Source organism: Dyadobacter koreensis, from assembly GCF_900108855.1.
Classification (GTDB): Bacteria; Bacteroidota; Bacteroidia; order Cytophagales; family Spirosomataceae; genus Dyadobacter; species Dyadobacter koreensis.
This window is the reverse complement of record NZ_FNXY01000005.1, coordinates 395,208-415,601: the sequence shown is the minus strand read 5'-3', so window position 1 is coordinate 415,601 and position 20,394 is coordinate 395,208. Positions and strand designations below refer to the sequence as shown.

General features: G+C 40.6%; 19 protein-coding genes. 13 read left to right on the top strand and 6 right to left on the bottom strand.

Features of this window, described 5'->3' with window-relative positions; genetic code table 11:
• Positions 1 to 80: 80 nt before the first annotated feature.
• Entirely contained in the window at positions 81 to 2,564 is a 2,484-nt protein-coding gene (locus tag BMY70_RS17410) for a glutaminase family protein (RefSeq protein ID WP_090337366.1), read from the top strand.
• A 42-nt stretch (positions 2,565 to 2,606) separates the two neighbouring features.
• Here BMY70_RS17410 and BMY70_RS17405 read toward each other — a convergent pair whose 3' ends face one another.
• Together BMY70_RS17405 and BMY70_RS17400 are read right to left on the bottom strand one after the other, a co-directional pair.
• Positions 2,607 to 2,810: an RpnC/YadD family protein gene (locus BMY70_RS17405; RefSeq protein WP_090337364.1), complete on the bottom strand. Its 204-nt coding sequence runs from the start codon at positions 2,808 to 2,810 to the stop codon at positions 2,607 to 2,609.
• 342 nt (positions 2,811 to 3,152) lie between these two features.
• The gene (locus tag BMY70_RS17400) at positions 3,153 to 4,610 is read right to left on the bottom strand and encodes a M48 family metalloprotease (protein ID WP_090337362.1); all 1,458 of its coding nucleotides are present in this window, start codon (positions 4,608 to 4,610) and stop codon (positions 3,153 to 3,155) included.
• 262 nt (positions 4,611 to 4,872) lie between these two features.
• Here BMY70_RS17400 and BMY70_RS17395 point away from each other — a divergent pair, with 262 nt between their 5' ends.
• Both BMY70_RS17395 and BMY70_RS17390 read left to right on the top strand, forming a co-directional pair.
• A complete protein-coding gene (locus BMY70_RS17395; protein WP_090337360.1) occupies positions 4,873 to 5,685 on the top strand; it encodes a lysophospholipid acyltransferase family protein in 813 nt (270 codons plus the stop codon).
• Positions 5,686 to 5,735: 50 nt separating this feature from the next.
• A complete protein-coding gene (locus BMY70_RS17390) occupies positions 5,736 to 6,650 on the top strand; it encodes a TIGR01777 family oxidoreductase (protein WP_090337359.1) in 915 nt (304 codons plus the stop codon).
• A gap of 116 nt (positions 6,651 to 6,766) precedes the next feature.
• On the opposite strand, the gene BMY70_RS17385 is transcribed toward BMY70_RS17390, so the two are convergent.
• Complete coding sequence (locus tag BMY70_RS17385) at positions 6,767 to 8,239, bottom strand: M61 family metallopeptidase (RefSeq protein WP_090337358.1); 1,473 nt, start codon at positions 8,237 to 8,239, stop codon at positions 6,767 to 6,769.
• A gap of 110 nt (positions 8,240 to 8,349) precedes the next feature.
• Between BMY70_RS17385 and BMY70_RS17380 the strand changes: the two genes are divergently transcribed.
• From BMY70_RS17380 to accC, 9 genes are all read left to right on the top strand, one after another.
• On the top strand, positions 8,350 to 9,000 hold the full coding sequence (locus BMY70_RS17380; RefSeq protein ID WP_090337356.1) for a hypothetical protein: 651 nt from the start codon (positions 8,350 to 8,352) through the stop codon (positions 8,998 to 9,000).
• Positions 9,001 to 9,161: 161 nt separating this feature from the next.
• The gene (locus tag BMY70_RS17375) at positions 9,162 to 9,794 is read left to right on the top strand and encodes an acetyltransferase (protein ID WP_090337354.1); all 633 of its coding nucleotides are present in this window, start codon (positions 9,162 to 9,164) and stop codon (positions 9,792 to 9,794) included.
• Between the two features lie 143 nt (positions 9,795 to 9,937).
• Positions 9,938 to 10,501 (top strand): YceD family protein, encoded by a 564-nt coding sequence (locus tag BMY70_RS17370; RefSeq protein WP_374754714.1) that lies wholly within the window; start codon positions 9,938 to 9,940, stop codon positions 10,499 to 10,501.
• Between the two features lie 61 nt (positions 10,502 to 10,562).
• Entirely contained in the window at positions 10,563 to 10,757 is a 195-nt protein-coding gene (gene rpmF / locus BMY70_RS17365) for a 50S ribosomal protein L32 (protein ID WP_090337350.1), read from the top strand.
• Between the two features lie 131 nt (positions 10,758 to 10,888).
• Positions 10,889 to 11,827 (top strand): phosphate acyltransferase PlsX, encoded by a 939-nt coding sequence (gene plsX, locus BMY70_RS17360; RefSeq protein WP_090337348.1) that lies wholly within the window; start codon positions 10,889 to 10,891, stop codon positions 11,825 to 11,827.
• Positions 11,828 to 11,914: 87 nt separating this feature from the next.
• Positions 11,915 to 12,919 (top strand): beta-ketoacyl-ACP synthase III, encoded by a 1,005-nt coding sequence (locus tag BMY70_RS17355; RefSeq protein WP_090337345.1) that lies wholly within the window; start codon positions 11,915 to 11,917, stop codon positions 12,917 to 12,919.
• A gap of 75 nt (positions 12,920 to 12,994) precedes the next feature.
• The gene (efp, locus tag BMY70_RS17350) at positions 12,995 to 13,561 is read left to right on the top strand and encodes an elongation factor P (protein WP_090337344.1); all 567 of its coding nucleotides are present in this window, start codon (positions 12,995 to 12,997) and stop codon (positions 13,559 to 13,561) included.
• Between the two features lie 35 nt (positions 13,562 to 13,596).
• Complete coding sequence (gene accB / locus BMY70_RS17345) at positions 13,597 to 14,079, top strand: acetyl-CoA carboxylase biotin carboxyl carrier protein (RefSeq protein WP_090337342.1); 483 nt, start codon at positions 13,597 to 13,599, stop codon at positions 14,077 to 14,079.
• Between the two features lie 37 nt (positions 14,080 to 14,116).
• The gene (gene accC / locus BMY70_RS17340) at positions 14,117 to 15,460 is read left to right on the top strand and encodes an acetyl-CoA carboxylase biotin carboxylase subunit (RefSeq protein WP_090337340.1); all 1,344 of its coding nucleotides are present in this window, start codon (positions 14,117 to 14,119) and stop codon (positions 15,458 to 15,460) included.
• Positions 15,461 to 15,838: 378 nt separating this feature from the next.
• Here accC and BMY70_RS17335 read toward each other — a convergent pair whose 3' ends face one another.
• Both BMY70_RS17335 and BMY70_RS17330 read right to left on the bottom strand, forming a co-directional pair.
• Complete coding sequence (locus BMY70_RS17335) at positions 15,839 to 17,149, bottom strand: Gfo/Idh/MocA family protein (RefSeq protein ID WP_090337338.1); 1,311 nt, start codon at positions 17,147 to 17,149, stop codon at positions 15,839 to 15,841.
• A gap of 285 nt (positions 17,150 to 17,434) precedes the next feature.
• Positions 17,435 to 18,895, bottom strand: coding sequence for a nicotinate-nucleotide adenylyltransferase (locus tag BMY70_RS17330; protein WP_090337335.1), 1,461 nt, complete (start codon positions 18,893 to 18,895; stop codon positions 17,435 to 17,437).
• A gap of 150 nt (positions 18,896 to 19,045) precedes the next feature.
• Here BMY70_RS17330 and BMY70_RS17325 point away from each other — a divergent pair, with 150 nt between their 5' ends.
• Complete coding sequence (locus BMY70_RS17325; RefSeq protein ID WP_090337333.1) at positions 19,046 to 19,459, top strand: gamma-glutamylcyclotransferase family protein; 414 nt, start codon at positions 19,046 to 19,048, stop codon at positions 19,457 to 19,459.
• Between the two features lies 1 nt (position 19,460).
• Here the strand turns inward: BMY70_RS17325 and BMY70_RS17320 are convergent, their stop codons facing one another.
• Entirely contained in the window at positions 19,461 to 20,234 is a 774-nt protein-coding gene (locus tag BMY70_RS17320; protein WP_090337329.1) for a type III pantothenate kinase, read from the bottom strand.
• Positions 20,235 to 20,394 lie beyond the last annotated feature (160 nt).

Below are 20,394 nucleotides of genomic sequence, written 5' to 3'. Positions count from 1 at the left end.
TCTTCATAGAAAACAGATCTTACTATATTTTTGCCCAAATCAATTGCTAAAACGTTTTAACCTAACAATTAATCACGCTAATGACTAAACGCTGGTCAATAATTTCCATTTTATTCTGCGGATTTAAGGCTTGTTTCGCGCAGACTTTTCATCCGCCTGCTGTGCCGCTTATCACTATCGATCCTTATACGAGCGTCTGGTCATTTGGAAATGAATTATCGGGTTCTTCAACCAAACACTGGACTGGTAAACCAAACCCGATCGAAGGATTAATTCGTGTAGATGGAAAAAGCTATCGCTTCATGGGCTCGCCAACGCCTGTTTTAAAAACGGCTGTCCCAACAGCAAAAACAGAATCTTACCAAGCAGTTTATGTAACAGAAAAACCAGCGGCGGATTGGTACAAAGAAAATTTCAAAACAGCCGGGTGGAAAACAGGAAACGCTCCTTTTGGAACAAAAGAACGAAATGATGCGATGTTAAAAACCGGGACAGTATTCCCGAAAGAGGTCTGGTATCGCCGCGAGTTCACCCTTGATGATGTCAATTTTGAAAATATTGGCTTGAATATTTTCCATGACGATGATGCGACAGTTTATATTAATGGCGTCTTAGCATATGAATGTTCAAATTGCTTTACCGGTGATTATGAAATTCGTAAAATCAGTGCCGCTGCAAAAAAAGCATTAAGAAAAGGTAAAAATACGATTGCGGCTTATTGTAAAAATGGAGCGGGTCCAGGTTACATTGATATTGGTTTGACAGATGAGCTGGCACCAAAAGGTTCAGAAATTATTATGAATGCAAAGCAATCGAACTTTATGATGAAAGCTACCCAAAGTATATACGAATTCGACGCTGGGCCGGTTCACCTGACTGCACGTTTTGTGTCTCCGCTTCTAATGGATAATCTTGCCTTGTTATCCAGACCGGTCAATTATATTATTTATGATGCCAGATCAAATGACGGTAAGTTGCATGATGTACAAATACTTACTTCTGTATCCGGATTGCTCGCCGTTCATGAGGGAAATCAGGAAGTAACAGAAAGAAAAGGGAAAGACGGTGATCTGGTAACACTTGCAATTGGAAGTGTGGATCAAAAAATCTTGCAGCGCAAAGGCGATGATGTAAGAATAGACTGGGGATACGCATATCTGGCTGCAAATGCAAAATCAGTCCACAGCGCAGGACTTGGAACTCCTGCCGGTTTGATAAAAAACTTTACTGAGAAAGGTGAACTTGACCAGATGAATATGGCTGTTATCGGCACAGGCGGGGATCGGGCAATGGCCATTGTTACAACACTGGGGAAAGTTAACAAGGGTAGTTCAGAACATGTAATGATTGGGTATGACGACGAATTTTCTGTTCAGTATTTCGGGAAAAATTTGCTGCCGTGGTGGAATAAAAATGGTGATAAAACTATTCAGGGAGAATTAAAGGACGCCGAAACTAATTTCAATTCGATTCTTGCGTCTTGTAATTCGGTAGACGTAAAAATCTTTAATGATGCTGTCAAAGCTGGTGGAAAAATGTATGCAGATCTGTGCGTAATGGCCTATCGCCAGGCAATTGCTGCCCATAAATTAGTAGCAGGACCAAATGAAACTCCTTTATTTTTATCGAAGGAAAATTTCAGCAATGGTTCGATTGGAACCGTAGACGTGACCTACCCATCTGCTCCGCTTTTTCTGGTATATAATCCAACACTCCTGAAAGGAATGATGGAACCAATATTCTATTATTCGGAAAGCGGAAAATGGACCAAACCTTTTGCAGCGCACGATATCGGCACATATCCGCTTGGAAACGGACAAACTTACGGCGAAGATATGCCTGTGGAGGAATCGGGTAACATGCTGATTTTAACTTATGCCATTTGCAAAACAGAAAAGAGTACTGACTTCGCAAAAAAGCATTGGAAAACTTTGTCCGTTTGGGCTAACTATTTAAAGAGAGAAGGTTTTGACCCGGCTAATCAGCTTTGTACAGATGATTTCGCAGGACACCTCGCGCGAAATACCAACTTGTCCATTAAAGCCATTATGGGCCTGGCCTCCTATGCGAAACTAGCCGAACAGCTTGGCGAAACGAAAGAAGCAGCAGAAGTTAATGCGTTAGTAAAAGAGTTTGCTCAAAAATGGATACAGATGGCAAACGATGGAGATCACTATGCACTAACTTTTGATAAAAAAGGCACGTGGAGCCAAAAATACAATCTGGTTTGGGATGAACTTCTGGACCTGAATGTGTTCCCAAAAGAAGTTGCAAAAAAGGAAATCAATTATTATTTGAAAAAACAATTAGCTTTTGGCTTACCGCTGGACAGCAGAAAAACTTACACAAAATCAGACTGGATTATCTGGACAGCAACCTTGGCGGACAATCAAAAAGATTTTGAGGCATTTATCCAGCCGGTATATCATTATGCGACTAAAACTCCGGATCGTATTCCGCTCTCGGACTGGCATGAAACAAAAGATGGAAAGTCAGTAGGTTTCCGGGCGCGCTCGGTAGTTGGAGGTTACTATATGAAGGTGTTGGAAGCGAAGTTGAAATAATCAAATTAGTGCAAGATGAGTACCAAGTTTATTCATCTTGCACTAATTTTTGCGAATGTCTTCCTTAATCTCCTCTACAAATGATTCCGAACAGTTAGCAAGAACAGCGATCTTGGAACTATCGAAATTTGTGTTAAGCAACATATTTCTGGCAATCTCGTGCGTTTTGCTTCGCTCACCTCGCTCGATACCTTTTTCAATCCCCTCCTCCATGGTGATCATCTTAATGGCTTCTATAATTCCCATAGATGTCTCATTTCCAGTAACATATTTACCTCATTACCAATTTTCTATTTATTTCAGCATTTTCATCAAGGATAAAAGTCTTAATCTGGAAAAAGCTCTGCAAGTTCCTTATTCATAAATTCGAAGCCGCGTTCGAGATCAAATAGCTCATCACCGTTTCAGAAAAGAAGTAGATCTGAGAAAGCCTCTGCAAAAGTGCTTTTCAATAAAATGTCATTTTTTCTTCGCATAGCTACCGGCTGACTAATGGCAAAAAGACCACCTGCAAAACTGAAAATTCAGTAATACAAGTGGTCTTTGTGTCAGTCTTAGGACATAGTCGCAGCCGACATGTCTCGAAAATTATTTACCCAGAGTTTTAAAAAGCATTCCTTTGGTAACTTTATCCGTCAGTGCCATACCGTTGAGGATAGCAAGGTCTTCCAGTTTGCTGTCTGGCATGTTAGCACTTTTCAAAGCATCCCTAAGCGTCCCATCATTTTGAGCCGTTTTGATACGAATACGATCCGGCTCCCTGTTCAGTTTAGAAGCATCGGTCAACGATTTAAAACCTTGTGCAACTGATTTGAACTTATTCAAATTTGCTCCAAAGTCAGTACTTGCAGCAACTCCGTGGATGACATAAATAGAACCGTTATACTGAATAAGCCAGCTTGCAATTTGTGCAGCATTAGCAGCGGCGGCAGTTTGTCCCTGTGCTACCTGTTTTGCAATCATCGCAATCGCAGGATTACCGTTGATCGTCGTTTTGTTATTCTCCGAAACCTGCAAACCATAATTTTTGATTATGGTCTGAGCCGCTTCATCCAGCGTTTTTCCTTCAGCAATTGTGAAAAGCATCATCGCTTTACCATCTTTCGAAGCCATCTGAAACTGAGCCGGAGTATTTTCCGTCTGCCAATCAGATGGGACAGGGAACTGGAATTTCAGGCCTGGATGATAAAACTGACCACCTTCCACAAATCCTTGTTTTGGGTCAACACCGTAAATTAAACCCTCAATTCTACGGAGATACACATCACGGTTTACATCATATTTTGCCTGATGTGATGACTGGTAGGAAGTTGCAAGCTGCTTAACCTTAACCTGCCTGTTTCCCGGATCCGGGTGAGTAGACTGGAAGGTTGGAATCGTTTGTCCGGATTTTTCACTGATTCTTTTCAGTGTCCCAAAGAAATCTGCCATTTCGTTGGCGTCGTATCCAATTTTACTTGAATACTCAACACCCAACTCATCAGATTGGGTTTCATGATCCCGACCGTATTTTAGCAATAATAATCCCAAACCTTGCGAAGCCTGTTCTGACACACTTCTGAAAGTTGGAGAAAGAACAGATCCTGCCAACAGAACGCCTTGGGTAAATACCTGTTTCGTTTGCTGACTAGCCGAATGACGTGCTGCAATGTGCCCGATCTCGTGTCCTAAAACCCCTGCGAATTCTGCTTCATTATTGAAATGCGCCATGATTCCGCGCGTAAAATATACATAACCACCCGGAACAGCAAACGCATTCACAACCGGAGAGTCAACAATAAAAAACTGGTAATTTACATCAGGACGATGAGAAATTTTTCCCATTGCCTTTCCCTTTTCGTTAATAAAAGCAGTAAGATTTTTATCGTCGTACAACCCCATCGAAGCGACTACTGACGGATGCGACTCTGCACCTAGCGCCTTTTCCTTTTCAGGCGACATGAAAATAATTTCATTTTTCCCAGTTACAGGATTTTTCGAACAACCAGAAAAAACTCCAGCCGCCAAAACGCAGGCAAGTATGTGTGATTGATACTTTATAGTCATATTATTTTTGGGTATTTTTTGTTAGTGAGCTGGTCAAAATTAACTAAGTATTAATCGGTAATCAAAGAATCATGCCAATAGTTCTGATTATATATTTGACTGGAAAATAACGTTTTGGTTACGCCTGACTTGTGGCGTAGTTTTTATTAAATCAAAGAATCTCTTTATATATTACCTTCGTTAACAAATTTTTAAAATATTGTTGATCCAAACTCAACATGACAACTAACTTTGAGCCGCTTTATTGAACCATACTTTCTAAATGAATTCAAAAAAAAGTATATTCAGTGCACTTCCGCCGTGGCTTGCACGATTTGATTTTCTGGGACTGTTCGAAAAAGATCCTTTCGGCAATTTCCTGAGCATTAAACGCTTTTTCATTTTCGTGATCGGCTGGTTTACCTATTATCGCTATACGGCGGTAAATAAAATAAAAATTACAGGCAGCGAACAACTTGTAGATCTGCCCGATCACGGAGTTATCTTCCTGTCAAACCATCAGACCTACTTCGCCGACGTAATCGCATTTTATCATATTTTCTGTGCAACCAAATGGGGATATAAAGATACCATTTCACCACCATTTTATCTGTTTTCACCCAGAGCCCGCTGTTATTATGTAGCCGCTTCTGAAACAATGAAAGAAGGAATTCTGCCGAAATTATTTAGTATAGGCGGCGCAATAACCATCGACAGGTCCTGGCGTGCAAACGGCGAAAATGTTAAACGCGAACTTGACAATTCTGCACAGGACAAAATAGGAATGGGCTTGAAACATGGCTGGGTAGTGAGTTTTCCACAAGGCACTACAAAGCCTTTTGCACCGGTTAGAAAAGGAACTGCATATTTAATTAAAGAACACCAACCGATCGTGATTCCTGTTGTCATTAATGGTTTCAGAAGAGCATTTGATAAAAAAGGACTGCGTTTCAAAAAGCGAAATACCACGCTGACCGTTCATTTCAAGCCTCCCATGCACTTTTTGCCGGAGGAATCCATCGACAGCATCATTGAACGGGTCACCAAAGCAATCGAGCAGGAGCCGCCGAAGGAAGTAAATACAATTATTGATTAATGCGGCACCATTTTTGTACCTCTCCTTTTTAGCATCTTATGAAAGAATTTATGGCACAAAAAGTTTTGATTACCGGAGGTACAGGTCTGATCGGAAAAAAACTTACGACTTTCCTTCTTAAAAAAGGCTATGAAGTCGCGTACTTGACCCGAAAAAAAGTAAACATTCCTTCTGTTACAGTCTATGAATGGGATGTGAAAAATAATTACATCGAAGCGGGTGCACTCGAAAATACAGACTATCTGATTCACCTTGCCGGTGCCGGAGTAGCGGATGAACGCTGGACGGAAGAGCGAAAAAAAGAAATATTCAGCAGCCGTACGGACAGTATAGAACTCATTGCAAGAAAATTCAAAGAATTAAATATAAAACCTAAATCATTCGTCTCCGCATCCGGAAGCAGTTTTTATGGGGAAGATACAGGAGATCTTCAACATACCGAGCACTCGCCACCAGGAAAGGATTTCCTATCTAAGGTAACGATTGAATGGGAAAAGGCCGCAGATCAAATTGCTGCATTAGGTGTGAGAACCGTGAAATTGAGAACCGGGATTGTATTGAGCAATGACGGCGGAGCGGTACCAAAAATGGCTCAACCTGCAAAATTTGGCTTTGGTGCACCGTTGGGTTCAGGAAAACAATGGCTTTCGTGGATTCATATCGATGATCTTTGTGCGCTATATATCCAATGCATGGAAAATGAATCCTGGGATGGTGCATATAATGCTGTTGCGACACCGCCTGCAACAAATGAATATTTCACCAAATTAATTTGCAAAGCTCTTGATAAACCTCAGTGGCTCCCAAATGTTCCTGCATTTGCGCTCCGGCTAACTTTCGGTGAAATGGCAAATGTAGTTTTGGGAAGTAATTACGTCATCAATCAGCGTATCCAGGACGAAACCGATTTTCAATACCAGTTCCCGGATTTATTGGATGCTTTGAAGGATGTGTTAAAAAATTGACTTCGGCTGTCAGCTTTCAGCAGTGTACTTTAAGATCAGGTTAAATATAAACTCAAATTCACGTTTAAAACTGATAAGTGTTTATATTCAAAAAATTTGAAAGCCGATTGCCAACCCTATTCCTCTTCTTCATCCGACAATATTTGCCGTGTTTCAAGCCATTTGTCGCGTTGAATTTTCGCCTTAAAATCGTCCTGGACATTCAGCTGAATGTTTCCGTTACTAAACGTTGTCATTTGTAGCCCGACAAAACTTAGTGCTTCATTCAATCTTGTTTCCAGAGGTTCGTTGGTGAAAATACAATCCTGCCAGTACCAATCCAGTTTTTCATCAGCCACCTCTTCCACAATATTCTGGTAATCTTCGATGGTATATCCTATAAAAGGTTTGCCAAAACGCTGCCAAAGAATCTGCATAACGGTGTCCAGAGAAACCTCATGGTTGGATTTTTTTCTTAAGTATAAATCCAATATCATCGCAACCAACGCACCTTTGTGATACACAGAAACCTTTCTGTGCGGAATTCCTTTTTCATATCCATCCAGCCAAAGATCGAAAGAAGATTGCGCCAGTGACTGCGCCGCAGACGCACTGTTTTCAAAATGCCGTTTCATGTAAACCTGTAATTCCTTCACATAAGCTTCATCGTTGAAAACGCCTGCACGTTTCAAAAATAAATCACCATAATAAGTAGTACAGCCTTCCGCGACGAAACAGGTTTCAAAATAATTTTCCTTTGTAAAATCGTAAGGCAAAAGTTCGACTGGACGAATCCGGATGATGTTCCACGCATGAAAGAGTTCATGCGAACTTACGCCCAGCAAATCAGTATACAATCCTTCTCCCTCATCATCGGGCCCTAAAACGATCATCGTAGAATTATGATGTTCAACACCGTGATAAAACGCATGTGGCAGGATCAGGTTCAGGAAATGGTATTCTTCTTCCGGAAAATCTCCCATTGTAGCGATCTGCTCTCTCGAAAATCTTCTGAAATCACGCTGAATCCGTTTCCAGTTTGGCTTCAGGCGGCCATGCATCCAGATATGAAACTGAACCCCGCGAACAGTATAGTCTGACTTTTGTAAAGTTTCTGAAGCCAAAAGAGGACTGTCAACCAGCTGGTAAAAATCTCTGGCAATTAATTTATTTAGTCCGTCAGACGCCAGGCCAGAAGCAATTTTAAAAGTTTCCGGCAATGCAAGCGTTATGCGATATTCGTCGTTGATGCGACCTTCTGTATAAAAACAAAAATTAATAAAATTGAGATACCAGAGCTCTTCGTCGACATAACTGCTCCCTGCATTTTGAATGGCTGCGTAGTAAGAATAGCGTATCTGAACTTCCTTTTCATTATTTGTATTAATCTCCCAACGATCCTTTGTGATTTTGCGTATTGGCAGTTTATCACCACTTATTGAAATTGCTTCAATAAATTGAATATTTTTGGCGAAATTTTGAATTTCATAACGCCCCGGGCGCCACGCAGGCAACTGAATTTCAATCCGATCCGTCGTTATTTCAGGAATTGTATAGGTAATTATTAAGAAATGAGAAGCAGGGTCTGTTACAGAAATGTGATAATGCATAGGCAGTCAAACAGTGAATGAGGCAGAATTGATGAGGGCTTAATCAATAATAAACCAAAAGTTAAGAATTTTGCGTTAGTATTAACAATATTAAAATAAACCATTTAAAAATGAAAAGGAAAATCCTCCTATCCTGCTTATTTATCATCACACTATCATTTAATTCAGTAGTATTTGCCCAAACCGACGAATATTACCGTCCGGATACTGTGAAGAAAGAAAGGCCGATCAGAAACGAAGTGCCGCCGGTTGAAAAAAAGGCACCGGTTGAAAAACAAAAACTTGAAAGTGACTTAAAAAATCTTGCGTTTAAGGAAAGAATAAGATTGGGAGGAAGTTTTGGTTTGAGCTTCGGGACATTTACAAACGTTAATGTTTCTCCTATGGCTGGCTACCAGATTACCGACAAACTGGTGGGTGGCGTTGGTGCCACTTTAATGTGGTTCAAATCAAGTTACTACAATTATAATACGATCAATTACGGCGGACGTGCTTTTTTGATGTACCAGATTGTTCCGGTCGTGAATATCATCGCGGAATATGAAACTTTAAATGTACCCATGTCATATCAGAAAAGAACCTGGTTAAGTTCTCCGATGTTTGGCGCTTCATATAGCCAGCCGACTGGAGGAAAACTGATCCGGGCAGTACATTTCACGGCACTTTATAATGTTAACTATAACAATCAGATAGATCCTTATAATCTGGAAAATCTGTCGCCTTACGGAAGCCCGTTTGTATTTCGTGTAACGTTCCTGTAAAATCCGTACTTTTGTAAAAAAAACAACATTCTGCAAGTTTTGAAATATCAGTTGGGGATATAAAAACCTGGAACCTGATAAGAAATTCCACCCAGATTTATTAACAATACAATTACCTCTTTCATCGGACCCTGTTTGTCTTGATGAAATTTTAATCAATTATGGAAAATCCGGTTTTAATTTTTGGTGCAGGTTCATTAGGAATGCAGGCACTTGATATTTTTAGAAGAAATAATGTGCTCGTCTACGGTATACTGGACGACAACAAGGAATTGCATGGAAAAGAGTTTGGCGATGTAAGCGTTTTGGGCGCGACAGACGACGAAGCTTTTATCAATATTATTGGCGAAAAATGCGAAACATTTGTTGCCGTTGGCGAACGTTCTGTCCGGAAACAATTAACGGAAGGATTAAACGAACGTTTTAAAAGCATGCCCGTTAACGCTATTCACGAAAGCGCAATTATTTCCGATATGGCCGCAGTTGGTCATGGCAACTTATTTGGAGCTCGCGTCATAGTAGGACCGCTTTCAACATTGGGAAGCCATTCCTTATTTCAGACTTCCTCTGTTATTGAAACTTCCGCAAAAATTGGTGACTATGTTACCGTTGGTGCAGGAGCTGTAATCAACGACCGCGTGACGATCGGCGATGGCGTATTTATTGGATCAGGAGCCATTATTGTTGCCGGTATTGAAATTGGAAAAAATGCAAGAATCGGCGCAGGATCTGTGGTTGTAGAGAATGTACCTGCAAATACAACGTTTTTCGGAAATCCTGCACGCAAGATCTAGGTCATAACGCAGTAAAAAGTCGTCTTGTATTGGGAAACAGCATGTTCAATGTTAAATCCCTCAGTTCAAATCAATAAAAATTGTAGATAGTTTTTTTATTAACACGAAAAGACACTACCTTTGCAGTCCTTTTGACAGAAATAGTGAAAGAGCTAAGTAAATACAACATAGACATTTACGGTTTGGAAGACAAACAGTATGACTATGATATGGAGTCGGGAGACGCGTTTTTCGAAGAATTAGAGCAGGATTTAATTGAACATGGTCATTTTAAAACACATGTTGTGTTGACAAAATCGGCTACGATGATCCAGCTTCATTTTCATACTGAAGGATCGGTTGAATTACTTTGCGACAGGACTTTGGAACCGTTTGAAGAGCCGATTGATTCGGATGAACGAATCATTTTAAAATTCGGAGATCGCAATGAAGAACTGACCGACGAGATTGAAATTATAAACAGAAATACGAACCGTATCAATGTTGCGAAATATATTTTCGAATTCATCGCACTTTCGCTGCCTGTAAAAAAATTACATCCTAGTCTTCGTGACGAAGAATTCGATGATGATGATTTGGACGACGACGAAGTAATTCTTGTCTATTCTTCAGAAGAAGAGGACGAAAGTGAAGAAGGCGACGAATCTGAAGAAAAAATTGACCCACGTTGGGAAGCATTAAAAAAATTAAAAGGCAACCAGGATTAATTCCGGGCTGCGATATAAAAGTTTTTCAAACCGAATATTAACATACAGAACATAAAGCATCATGGCACATCCTAAGCGGAAAATTTCCAAAACCCGTCGCGATACACGCAGAGCACATGACTTCCTGACAGGCAAGCAATTGTCAGTTGATTCTTCAACAGGGGAAATTCATCAGTTCCACCGTGCGCACGTACACGAAGGAAATCTAGTTTATAGAGGCAAAGTTGTTGTTGAAAATTATGCCAAAACGGTTTAATTTTTGATGATAAGAATGCCAATTTCGCAACAGCCGTATAAAAGTTGTTGCGAAATTCTTTTTTACTAAGGCACAACTGCTAAATTTACACCTTCGATTTCTAACTTTTAGTACAAAATAACAGCGTGTAAATGAAAATTGCGGTAGATGCTATGGGGGGAGATTTAGCTCCACAAGCAATAGTTGAAGGGGTTATGCAAGCCACTTCCGAACTGCCATCGGATGCCCGAATCGTGTTAATTGGCCGGGAAGATGCTATTTTGGAGATTTTTCGCCAGAATAATTTCTCATCGTCAGTCGTTGACATCATTCATGCTGAAGATGTTATTGAGATGGGTGAGCACCCTACAAAAGCTCTTTCTCAAAAGCCCAACTCAAGTATAGGAATTGGATTTAAGCTTCTGAAAGAAAAAGAAATTGACATCTTTTGCAGCGCAGGGAACACTGGCGCAATGCACGTAGGTGCTCTTTTTAGCATAAAAGCTATCGAGGGAGTTTTAAGACCAGCTATTGCAGGTTATGTACCTCAGGTTGGAGGCGGATACGCCATCATGGTGGATATTGGTGCCAATGCAGACTGCAAACCGGAAGTTCTGGCGCAGTTTGGCGAAATCGGCTCTTTATTTGTTCAACACACATTCCAGATTGAACGTCCTCGTGTAGCATTAATGAATATTGGAGAAGAAGAACAGAAGGGTTCATTGACTGCTCAGGCGACCTATCCGCTGCTTAAGGATAATAAAAAAATCAATTTTATTGGAAATATTGAAGGGAAAGATCTCTTCACTAACAAGGCAGATGTGATCGTTACAGACGGTTTCACAGGAAATGTATTATTTAAATTAGGAGAGTCGTTTTACGAAATTGCCAAACAAAAAGGGATTCAGGATGATTTCATCGATCAGACAAATTATGAATCCATCGGCGGAAGTTCAATTATCGGAGTAAATGGTAATGTAATGATTGCCCATGGTATTTCTTCGCCGCTGGCAATTAAGAACATGCTTGGATGGGCATATAAACAAGTCAAATCAAAAGCATATCTGCATATTGCAAATGCGTTGAACTGATTTATGATCGATAAAGCTATATTTGCGAAAACTCTGATACTATTTTTTACCAGAATTCACTTGAATTTTGAATGCTAGAAATTAACCATGACCCAACCAAGAGCCTCTATAACAGGAATACACGGGTATGTGCCTGACTATATTCTAACAAATGCTGAATTGGAAACGATGGTGGCGACAAACGATGAATGGATCGTTAGCCGCACCGGCATTAAAGAACGTCGCATACTTAAAGGAGAAGGTTTAGGAAGCTCACATATGGGCGCTGAGGCTGTAAAAGGGTTACTTGCCAAAACCAATACGTCTCCGGAAGACATTGATTTATTAATTTGCGCTACTACAACCCCCGATTTTATTTTTCCTGGTACTGCCAATCTGATATGCGATATGACGGGAATCAGAAACGTAGGAAGTTTTGATATTCAGGCTGCTTGTTCCGGATTTGTTTACGCACTGACAATAGGTTCTCAGTTTATCGAGACTGGAAAATATAAAAAAATAATCGTCGTTGGCGCAGATAAAATGTCTGCCATTGTAGATTACACGGACAGAAAAACCTGTATCCTTTTTGGAGACGGCGCAGGAGCTGTTCTTTTGGAACCAAACACAGAAGGCTATGGGATTGTAGATTCCATCATTCGGTCAGATGGGGCAGGATATCCTTATCTGCATCAAAAAGCAGGAGGAAGCCGCTTTCCGCCTACATACGAGACGATTGACAACAAATGGCATTCAGTATTCCAGGATGGCGCACAGGTGTTTAAATTTGCCGTGAAAAACATGGCTGATATTTCTGCCGAGATCATGGAGAAAAATAATCTGGCAAGTGAAGATGTTGCTTGGCTTGTACCGCATCAGGCAAACAGAAGGATTATTGAAGCGACTGCCAACCGAATGGGCGTTGGAATGGATAAGGTAATGGTGAATATCCAGAAATATGGAAATACCACTTCCGCTACCATACCACTTTGTTTGTGGGATTATGAATCACAACTTAAGAAAGGCGATAATCTTGTACTTGCGGCCTTTGGAGGAGGATTCACCTGGGGAGCGCTGTATTTGAAATGGGCCTACGATAAAAAGAATGACTAATGAAAAATGAATAATGATCGTGTTTCATTATTCATTTTTTCATTTAAGATTTTATACATTTTTTATTAATTAAACATGGCAACGACTGCAGATTTACGTAACGGACTAGTGATACATTTTAACCATGACCTTTTTCAGGTTATTGAGTTTCAACATGTAAAACCTGGTAAAGGAAACGCTTTTGTTCGTACTAAAATTAAAAGCCTGACTTCCGGAAAAGTGCTGGATAATACTTTTTCTTCCGGTGCTACTATTATTCCGGTTCGCGTAGAAAGACATAAATTCCAGTTTTTATACAAAGATGAAGTTGGTTATAACTTCATGAACTCAGAAACATTCGATCAGGTTCTGATCGATGAAAAACTTGTAACAGCCGCTGATTTGATGAAGGAAGGACAGGAGGTTGAAATCCTGATCAACACAGAAACAGATGCTGCTTTACTTTGTGAATTGCCTCCATTTGTAGAATTAGAAGTGACCTATGCTGAACCAGGCTTGAAAGGAGATACTGCAAACTCTCCGAAAAAAGCGATCGAGGTAGAAACAGGTGCACGTATCATGGTACCTTTATTTATCGAAGAAGGTCAGAAAATCAAAGTAGATACCCGCACCTACGACTACGTAGAAAGAGTAAAATCATAGGCTTACAATTCCTGCAACTGTATAAACTTGACTAAATGGAAACTAACGAAATTCAGAAACTAATTGACTTCATCGCCCAGTCTGGCCTTGATGAAGTAAACATTGAAACAACTGATCTTAAAATTAAAGTAAAAAGATACGGTTCCGCTCCGGTCGCATCTGTTGCTCCGGCACAAATTTCTGCCCCGGCTCCTGTCCAAAGCAACACGGCTTCCTCTTCCGCGGCTCAGTCGTCAGTTTCGACACCTGCTGCACCGGCAGAAGCAGCATCTGCAAATTTGATTACAATCAAATCACCGATGATCGGTACCTTCTACCGCGCTTCAAGCCCTGAAACCCCAGCGTTTGCGAGTGTTGGAGATGAAATCGCACCGGGAAAAACAGTTTGCGTGATTGAAGCGATGAAGTTGTTCAATGAAATTGAATCTGAAATTTCAGGAAGAATTGTGAAAGTTTTGGTTGAAAATGCCACTCCGGTAGAATTTGACCAGCCTTTGTTTCTTGTTGAACCTATTTAACGGCAATGACCGGTCTTCAAAAACTTAATTAAATTTCATGTTTAAAAAGATTCTCATTGCCAACAGAGGTGAAATCGCATTACGTGTGATCAGAACCTGCCGTGAAATGGGCATTAAAACGGTTGCAGTGTATTCAACTGCCGACCGTGACAGCCTTCACGTGCGTTTTGCTGACGAAGCAGTTTGTATCGGACCACCGCCAAGCCGTCAGTCTTACCTAAGCATTCAAAATATTATTTCTGCTGCCGAAGTTACCGGCGCAGACGCCATACATCCGGGATACGGTTTCTTGTCTGAAAACGCTGAATTTTCTCAGATTTGTGCCGATTATGGTATCAAATTTATCGGTGCAACTGCTGCTCAGATTAATGGAATGGGCGACAAGGCTACGGCCAAAGCGACTATGATCAAAGCTGGCGTTCCTGTTGTTCCTGGTTCAGAAGGTTTGCTAGAATCGATTGAACAAGGGAAGGAACTTGCTATCGGCATTGGCTATCCTGTTATTGTGAAAGCGACAGCAGGAGGTGGTGGACGTGGTATGCGTATCATCAACAAGCCTGAAGAATTTGAAAAGGCATGGAATGATGCCCGTACAGAATCTGCTGCGGCTTTCGGAAACGATGGTTTGTATCTGGAAAAATTTGTTGAAGAGCCACGCCATATTGAAATCCAGATTATCGGTGATCAGTTTGGTAAAGTTTGCCACTTGTCTGAACGTGATTGCTCGATTCAGCGTCGTCACCAGAAATTAGTTGAAGAAACGCCATCACCGGTTGTAACTCCTGAACTTCGCGAAAGAATGGGTGCCGCTGCTATCAAAGGTGCGCAGGCTATCGGATATGAGGGTGCTGGAACGGTTGAATTCCTGGTTGACAAGTACGGTGAGTTTTTCTTTATGGAAATGAACACCCGTATCCAGGTTGAACACCCGATTACAGAAGAGGTTACTGATTTCGATTTGATCAAAGAACAGATCAAAGTAGCCGCCGGAGAACCAATTAAAGGTATCAATTATACCCCTAAATTGTATGCAATGGAGTGCCGTATCAATGCGGAAGATCCTGCAAATGGTTTCCGTCCCTCTCCTGGAAAAATCACGAATTTGCATTTCCCTGGTGGTCATGGCATTCGCATTGACTCACATGTTTATAGCGGATATACCATTCCGCCAAACTATGACTCGATGATTGCGAAATTGATCGTTAGCGGTCAGTCGCGTGAGGAAGTGATCACAAGAATGAAACGTGCTCTGCAGGAATTTGTAATTGAAGGTATTAAAACTACAATTCCATTCCATATCAAGTTAATGGATGATCCGGGTTTTCAATCTGGTAATTTCACTACGAAGTTTTTGGAATCATTTGATTTCTCTACACTTTAAACGCAAAGCTATTGAATTTTTTGCGCTGAGTTAGGGAAGTTTATTTAATATAATATTTGAAAAGGTGTTTGGTTTTTAACCGGGCACCTTTTCTGTTTTTAAGGTTTTTAATAAATTAAATAGCTTCAAATCATTAATTTACAGGATACACCTACTATCTTAATGGATGTTATCAGCTGGATATGAATGGGCTTCTACCTATGCAGATTGTTTATTATAGAAGAACGTCCGGAATTAATTAAGAGCAGAATTTTCAAGATGTAGACAAAAATCAAAGATACTTTCTCCGGGCAACTCTAAGAAATACCTTTGTCATAAAAACAGCCCGAATCAAACCGATCCGGGCTTTTCTATCTATAAACACACGCTAACTATCTATCAGACGATTTCCGGAACCGTATAAGGTGCCCGATATTTTCTAGTCAAATAAGTATTTGCATCTTCATCACCCACAAATTTTTCTGACTTGGGATCAAAGGTTAATGCACGGCCTGTGCGATATGCAATATTTCCTAAATGCGCCAATCCGGATGATAAGTGAGCGGTTTCGACCGGTGCATTTAATATTTTGGAATCACGTGCGATCACGGCGTCGATGAAATTTTTATAATGATCTCCCCCAGCCTTTCTCGTTGGCCCCGGTTTTTTATCTTTCCCCAGGAAGGTTTCATAAAAATCATATCCTTTTACAACCAGATATCCTTCGCTTCCGTAAAATATATTACCAATACCAACTCCACCTTCGTCATTTGTCATCCAGGGTCGCACTTCAAATTCTATAATTTTCTTTTCTTTTGGATATATAAAAGAGGAAGTCAGAAGTTCAGGCGTCTCTTTGGCATCGTCCCACAGAAATTTTCCTCCCGCAGATGTTATTTTTTCAGGGAAAGTATCAACACCTAGTCCCCACATACACATGTCAGTTTCATGGATCCCCTGATTTCCAACGTCCCCGTTTCCATAATTCCAGTGCCAGTGCCAGTTGTAATGCACATAATTTTTTGAAAATGGTTTCATCTCCGCAGGTCCTGTCCAAAGGTCATAATTCAGGCCCGCAGGAATGGGTTCCGTCCCTTTATTTCCAATATCCGGTCGCCACTTGTAAACTAGACCGCGGGCCATGTACACATTTCCTATCAACCCATCGCGCATATGTTTTACAGCCTCCTGCAGTGCCTCTGAGCTTCTCAACTGCACGCCATGCTGCACAATACGCTTATACTTCCGCGCAGCTTCGACCATTTTTCTTCCTTCGTGAAGATTATGCGAGCCAGGTTTTTCAACATAAACATCCTTTCCAGCCTGACAAGCCCAAATTGCAGCTAAGGAATGCCAGTGATTTGGTGTAGCGATACTGACTGCATCAATCGATTTATCGTCATATACTTTCCTAAGATCATTCTCCGTCTTAACTTTCTTCCCCGGATTTTTTTCAGAAAATTCTTTTGCGCGTGTCTGTAAAATTACATCGTCCGGATCACATAAAGTCGCAACTTCAACATTGGCCAGTTTTGAATAACCTTTGATATGGTCCTGCCCGCGGCCATTTACACCAATAACAGCTACGCGAACTCTGTCATTGGCGCCAAAAGCACTAGCCGGAATAATAGAAGGAATTGAAAATGCGACGGCGACGCCCGCAGTATTCTTGATGAAATTGCGGCGGGAAACTTCGTTTTCTTTTTTCATGAGTCGTTGATTTAGGAATATGAAATTTTATCAGGCACAAAAAGGAAAACTTTGGTATCGCGTTGGTAACTAATATTTTAGACGAGTAAATATATTGTTACCCCGAAAAAGAAAAACTTTAAAATACAATTTATTTATTCTTTAATACTAAAAACAAAATTTTCTACTCCTGCAAACTCAAATTATTTCCTGATTTTCTTAACGTTCATTTCAATCTTCCCACAACAAAAAAAGAGCACTAAAAGCGCTCTTAATTTCCTTTATATTACACCTTAAAATTCTCTCTTATAAATTTCCCACAACCTGATGAATTGACTTCACCGCATTTATACTATTATCCTCATTTGGCAAACCGAATAATGATTTCTCCTTGATAATATTAGCAACATTTTCAGGAACAAGTTTTTCCCATCCCGGTTCTCCGCGTTTAATTTTTTCAAGCACACTATCCGTCGTAATATGCATGTGTTCTTTGTTGTAATTGATAATATCTTCAATCTTGTTATTGATAATAAGATATTGAAACAAAGGACGCAAGTGGTCTGGAACGATAAAGTTTTCGCAACTGTAAACGGAGCCGTCCGGTTGCAATGTCGGGTAAATAAACAGTTTTACCTTCCGGCTGAATAAGGTCGCAAAGGATTCAAGAATACCTCCTGGCAGGAATTCATAATGTTTTTCTTCAAAAATATCCTGCAAACTCGGACTTCCCAGCAATAACCCTGCTTTTAACTTCGAAAGTCTCGAAAGATAGGCCACCAATCGGAAATATTCGTGATGGTTGGAGATCATTACCATATGTCCCAAAGAACACAAGATATCTACCCGGTCCAGAAAATCTTTTTCATCAATATCTTTATCAGATCCTTTCAGATTGTGCAGTGTAAGCTCCGAAACCAGTACCACCTTCGATTCATCAACATCGGGTTCAGCCAAAAACTGTTTTTGTCCATTGCTGATCAGGTCAATATGGACATTCGTAATCGGGCGCAAACGTCCGCGCATCATCAAAATATGTTTTTTGTAAAGCGCTTCGGAAGGTTGCAAAACGCCTCCGTCAGAACCAAACAAGGCAGCATCCGTGAAACCATTTTTCACAAGACGAAGACTCATTAAACGGTTATCCACTTTGACAAAATCCGGTCCGCTGAAACGTACCATATCTATTTCTATCCTGTCTGGCGTAAGGTCGTCCATCAGCGACAACAGGAGTATTTCCGGAGATTTATGGTAGAAGAAGCAGCCATACATCAGGTTCACACCAATAATTCCGAGTGCCTGTTGCTGGAGAAGGTTTTCGTCGTCACGCATACGAACGTGAATGACTACATAATTTGTAGGCCCGAGTGGCGTCAGCTGGAACTGTAAGCCAATCCAGCCATGAGATTCATTTGTTTTTTGAAAATTAAGCGCAACTACGGTATTCGCAAAAGAAAAAAACTGGCTCTCCTCGCCTCTTTTTTCCTGAAGACGTTTTTCAACCAGGTTATATTCCCGGTTCAACATCTTCATCAACCTCGATTCCACTACATATCGTCCGCCTTCTTCTGTTCCATATATTGCATCACTGAAGGTCATATCATAGGCCGACATCGTCTTCGCGATTGTACCCGATGCACCGCCTGATTTGAAAAAGAACGCAGCCGTCTCCTGTCCCGCACCGATTTCAGCAAATGAGCCATAAATCCGGCGATCAAGATTAATTCGTAACGCCTTTTGTTTCGTACCGAGATTTTTTTCGTACATATCAATTCTGGGTTAGATGAAGAGCTCTACTCGTAAATATAAGAAAAATCCCATTCCTAATAGTTATTAACAATTACGGATTATATATTAGAACCGAAAAATTCTATATAATATTATTTTTACCAGATAGATTTAAATTATTTAATTCATATGCCTGCTAATACCGAATTCTTGTTTACCTATGGTACATTGATGCGTGGATTTGAGAATCCTTTCGCCCGGCGTTTGCATAGTTTATCAACATTCGAAGGCCGAGGAACATTCCCGGGAGCGCTATATAAAATCAGTTGGTATCCTGGTGCTATTTATAAGGAAAAATCTGACAATCAAGTACATGGAGAAGTTTACCGACTCAGAGAGAAGGAAACTTTATTGAAAGAACTGGATGACTATGAAGATGTTTTTGAAGATGAAACTAAAAGCTTGTACCTACGAAAAATAATTTCCATCCACATGCAGGACGGAACGCAGCTTCTGTGCTGGGTTTATCATTATAATCAAGATGTGAAAAGTTTAGAAAAAATTGAAAGTGGAAATTTTAAAGATATTATAACTGAAAATTAGGTTAGCGGTCCTCCGTTATCTTTTCTCCGATAATTCTCAATCCATCCAAGGTAAGTTTCCTGTCTATTTCAATAAATTCATCGCGAAGCGTGTCAATAATCGAAGATAAACCGCCTGTCGCCACAGCAATACATTCTCCCCCCATTTCAGAGCGGATCCGATGAATCAATGATTTCACCAAACCTTCATAACCGAGTAAAATCCCCGCTTGTATGGACTGGACAGTATTTTTTCCAATCGCTGATTCCGGAAGTTTCAGAGGTACTTCGGGAAGCTGTGCAGTGTTCGCAAACAATGCTTTCACCGCAGTTACTAATCCTGGTAAAATTGCAACTCCGAGGATCTCTCCTTTTTTAGAAACCGTTGTAAAAGTCAGTGCGGTACCAAAATCTACGACCACGCAATTTTGCTTGTAACGCGTGATCACGGCAACGGCGTTGGCGATCAGATCAGCTCCTAATTCGTGAGGATGATCAATGGCAATACTTAATCCTGGAAAAGTATTTGGTCCCACCGTGATCGTTTCAACCTGAAAAAGGGAGCGCAACATTTTTTGAATAACCGGCGTAAGATCCGGAACGACGCTGCTTAAAACTACAGTATTGACCGCCTCAAACGATATGCCAGCTTCCAGAAAATGAAGCATCAGCTTTGATGCATAGTGAGATTCGCTTTCCTGACTAAGGGAACGCTCACGCCAGATGTGCGACCAGGCGCCTGTTTGATATAGTCCAAAAACAGTATCCGTATTACCAACATCGACAGCAAGCAGCATATTCAGATTTTTATATTAAGAGGACAAATAAAAGCATTATCGAAATAAAACCGCAATACATGCAATTTTTAGGCTTAGTTTCTTTTTTGTTTGCTACTACATTTAATACTTTTACAACAGCCAAAACTTCTCTTTCCTGTTACTTTTGTAATAAGAAAAT

Coding starts and splice junctions, on each gene's coding strand:
- BMY70_RS17390 (WP_090337359.1), top strand. CDS start 5,736: ATGGCACAAAAAGTTTTGATTACCGGAGGTACAGGTCTGATCGGAAAA.
- plsX (WP_090337348.1), top strand. CDS start 10,889: ATGAAAATTGCGGTAGATGCTATGGGGGGAGATTTAGCTCCACAAGCA.
- BMY70_RS17375 (WP_090337354.1), top strand. CDS start 9,162: ATGGAAAATCCGGTTTTAATTTTTGGTGCAGGTTCATTAGGAATGCAG.
- BMY70_RS17380 (WP_090337356.1), top strand. CDS start 8,350: ATGAAAAGGAAAATCCTCCTATCCTGCTTATTTATCATCACACTATCA.
- BMY70_RS17400 (WP_090337362.1), bottom strand. CDS start 4,610: ATGACTATAAAGTATCAATCACACATACTTGCCTGCGTTTTGGCGGCT.
- BMY70_RS17385 (WP_090337358.1), bottom strand. CDS start 8,239: ATGCATTATCACATTTCTGTAACAGACCCTGCTTCTCATTTCTTAATA.
- BMY70_RS17405 (WP_090337364.1), bottom strand. CDS start 2,810: ATGGGAATTATAGAAGCCATTAAGATGATCACCATGGAGGAGGGGATT.
- BMY70_RS17335 (WP_090337338.1), bottom strand. CDS start 17,149: ATGAAAAAAGAAAACGAAGTTTCCCGCCGCAATTTCATCAAGAATACT.
- BMY70_RS17395 (WP_090337360.1), top strand. CDS start 4,873: ATGAATTCAAAAAAAAGTATATTCAGTGCACTTCCGCCGTGGCTTGCA.
- efp (WP_090337344.1), top strand. CDS start 12,995: ATGGCAACGACTGCAGATTTACGTAACGGACTAGTGATACATTTTAAC.
- BMY70_RS17320 (WP_090337329.1), bottom strand. CDS start 20,234: ATGCTGCTTGCTGTCGATGTTGGTAATACGGATACTGTTTTTGGACTA.
- BMY70_RS17325 (WP_090337333.1), top strand. CDS start 19,046: ATGCCTGCTAATACCGAATTCTTGTTTACCTATGGTACATTGATGCGT.
- BMY70_RS17410 (WP_090337366.1), top strand. CDS start 81: ATGACTAAACGCTGGTCAATAATTTCCATTTTATTCTGCGGATTTAAG.
- accB (WP_090337342.1), top strand. CDS start 13,597: ATGGAAACTAACGAAATTCAGAAACTAATTGACTTCATCGCCCAGTCT.
- rpmF (WP_090337350.1), top strand. CDS start 10,563: ATGGCACATCCTAAGCGGAAAATTTCCAAAACCCGTCGCGATACACGC.
- BMY70_RS17355 (WP_090337345.1), top strand. CDS start 11,915: ATGACCCAACCAAGAGCCTCTATAACAGGAATACACGGGTATGTGCCT.
- accC (WP_090337340.1), top strand. CDS start 14,117: ATGTTTAAAAAGATTCTCATTGCCAACAGAGGTGAAATCGCATTACGT.
- BMY70_RS17330 (WP_090337335.1), bottom strand. CDS start 18,895: ATGTACGAAAAAAATCTCGGTACGAAACAAAAGGCGTTACGAATTAAT.